At 57.9% G+C, this 2,983-nt stretch carries 2 rRNA genes; both read left to right on the top strand.

Annotated features, from left to right (window positions below):
• Positions 1 to 2,748: ribosomal RNA gene (locus AB1460_RS36570) — 23S ribosomal RNA — on the top strand; the annotation flags it as partial.
• A 73-nt stretch (positions 2,749 to 2,821) separates the two neighbouring features.
• Positions 2,822 to 2,938: ribosomal RNA gene (gene rrf, locus AB1460_RS36565) — 5S ribosomal RNA — on the top strand.
• The last annotated feature ends 45 nt before the right edge of the window (positions 2,939 to 2,983 follow it).

Genomic DNA, 2,983 nt, shown 5'->3' with positions numbered 1-2,983 from the left:
CAGGGCTGCCGTCTTGTCAAGGAGTAAGAAAGCGTGTTGTTAGCCGAAGGTCATGCGAATGGACCGCCATAGAGGGTAACAGCCCTGTAGGTGAAAACGGCACGTCTCCTGAGCAGTATCCCAAGTAGCACGGAGCCCGTGAAATTCCGTGTGAATCTGGCGGGACCACCCGCTAAGCCTAAATACTCCCTGGTGACCGATAGCGGACTAGTACCGTGAGGGAAAGATGAAAAGTACCCCGGGAGGGGAGTGAAATAGTACCTGAAACCGTGTGCCTACAATCCGTGGGGGCTGGGCTTTTCGGAGCCTGGTGACCGCGTGCCTTTTGAAGAATGAGCCTGCGAGTTTGCGGTGTGTGGCGAGGTTAACCCGTGTGGGGTAGCCGTAGCGAAAGCGAGTCCGAATAGGGCGTTTGAGTCGCATGCCCAAGACCCGAAGCCGAGTGATCTACCCATGGCCAGGTTGAAGCGCGGGTAAGACCGTGTGGAGGACCGAACCCACCAGGGTTGAAAACCTGGGGGATGAGCTGTGGGTAGGGGTGAAAGGCCAATCAAACTCGGTGATAGCTGGTTCTCCCCGAAATGCATTTAGGTGCAGCGTCGCGTGTTTCTTGCCGGAGGTAGAGCACTGGATGGCCTAGGGGGCCCACAAGCTTACTGAAGTCAGCCAAACTCCGAATGCCGGTAAGTGAAGCGCGGCAGTGAGACTGCGGGGGATAAGCTTCGTAGTCGAGAGGGAAACAGCCCAGATCGCCAGCTAAGGCCCCTAAGCGTGCGCTAAGTGGAAAAGGATGTGGAGTCGCATAGACAACCAGGAGGTTGGCTTAGAAGCAGCCACCCTTGAAAGAGTGCGTAATAGCTCACTGGTCAAGTGATTCCGCGCCGACAATGTAGCGGGGCTCAAGCGCACCGCCGAAGCTGCGGCATACACGTTGTGTATGGGTAGGGGAGCGTCGTGTAGCGAGTGAAGCGGCGGGGTGACCCAGCCGTGGACGCTACACGAGTGAGAATGCAGGCATGAGTAGCGAATGACGGGTGAGAATCCCGTCCGCCGAATGACCAAGGGTTCCTGGGGCAGGCTTTTCCGCCCAGGGTGAGTCGGGACCTAAGGCGAGGCCGACAGGCGTAGTCGATGGACAACGGGTTGATATTCCCGTACCGGCGCTGACGCGCCCATGCTGAACCTGGTTATGCTAACCGTTCTGGTTCTTGTTCTGCTTTCGGGTGGGGCTTGGACTGGTCGGGATCCTGGCTGGTAGTAGGCAAGCGATGGGGTGACGCAGGAGGGTAGTCCAACCCAGGAGGTGGTTTTCCTGGGGCAAGGGTGTAGGGCGAGACGTAGGCAAATCCGCGTCTCTTGTGCCTGAGACCTGATGCCGAGCCGATTGTGGCGAAGTGGGTGATCCCATGCTGCCGAGAAAAGCCTCTAGCGAGTGTCAGGGCCGCCCGTACCCTAAACCGACACAGGTGGTCAGGTAGAGAATACCAAGGCGTGCGAGTGAACTGTGGTTAAGGAACTCGGCAAAATGCCCCCGTAACTTCGGGAGAAGGGGGGCCACTTCCTGTGTAGGAGTTTACCTCCGAAGCGGGGAGGGGCCGCAGAGACCAGGGGAAAGCGACTGTTTACTAAAAACACAGCTCCGTGCGAAGTCGTAAGACGATGTATACGGAGTGACGCCTGCCCGGTGCTGGAACGTTAAGGGGACGGGTTAGCTCTTCGGGGCGAAGCTCAGAACTTAAGCGCCAGTAAACGGCGGTGGTAACTATAACCATCCTAAGGTAGCGAAATTCCTTGTCGGGTAAGTTCCGACCTGCACGAATGGCGTAACGACTTTCCTACTGTCTCAACCACAGACTCGGCGAAATTGCACTACGAGTAAAGATGCTCGTTACGCGCGGCAGGACGGAAAGACCCCGGGACCTTTACTACAGCTTGATATTGGTGTTCGGTTCGTCTTGTGTAGGATAGGTGGGAGACTGTGAAGCCAGGACGCCAGTTCTGGTGGAGTCATTGTTGAAATACCACTCTGGTCGTACTGGATGTCTAACCTCGGTCCGTGATCCGGATCAGGGACAGTGTCAGGTGGGTAGTTTAACTGGGGCGGTTGCCTCCCAAAGGGTAACGGAGGCGCCCAAAGGTTCCCTCAGCCTGGTTGGCAATCAGGTGTCGAGTGCAAGTGCACAAGGGAGCTTGACTGTGAGACAGACATGTCGAGCAGGTGCGAAAGCAGGGACTAGTGATCCGGCGGTGGCTTGTGGAAGCGCCGTCGCTCAACGGATAAAAGGTACCCCGGGGATAACAGGCTGATCTTGCCCAAGAGTCCATATCGACGGCAAGGTTTGGCACCTCGATGTCGGCTCGTCGCATCCTGGGGCTGGAGTAGGTCCCAAGGGTTGGGCTGTTCGCCCATTAAAGCGGTACGCGAGCTGGGTTTAGAACGTCGTGAGACAGTTCGGTCCCTATCCGCCGCGCGCGCAGGAGACTTGAGAAGGGCTGTCCCTAGTACGAGAGGACCGGGACGGACGAACCTCTGGTGTGCCAGTTGTTCTGCCAAGGGCATGGCTGGTTGGCTACGTTCGGAAGGGATAACCGCTGAAAGCATCTAAGCGGGAAGCTCGCTTCAAGATGAGGTCTCCCACAGGGTAGCCTGGTAAGGCCCCCGACTAGATGATCGGGTTGATAGGCCGGAGGTGGAAGTGCGGCAACGCATGGAGCTGACCGGTACTAATAGGCCGAGGGCTTGACCACAAAGATTCTGCTGTTTTGCGTCCACTGTGCGGTTCTCGGGCTGCGACCGGTTCTGGGTCGGGTCTGATAGTGTTTCGGTGGCTTTGGCGAAGGGGAAACGCCCGGTTCCATTCCGAACCCGGTAGCTAAGCCCTTCAGCGCCGATGGTACTGCGCGGGGTACCGCGTGGGAGAGTAGGACGCCGCCGGACTTCTTTTGGTGGGGGCTGTTTCTGGCTTGGGCCGGGAGCAGCCCC

Origin of the sequence: Parafrankia sp. FMc2 (genome assembly GCF_041008525.1) — a bacterium.
Classification (GTDB): domain Bacteria; phylum Actinomycetota; class Actinomycetes; order Frankiales; family Frankiaceae; genus Parafrankia.
The sequence above is the reverse complement of the archived record's forward strand: the minus strand, read 5'-3'. Positions and strand labels throughout refer to the sequence as shown.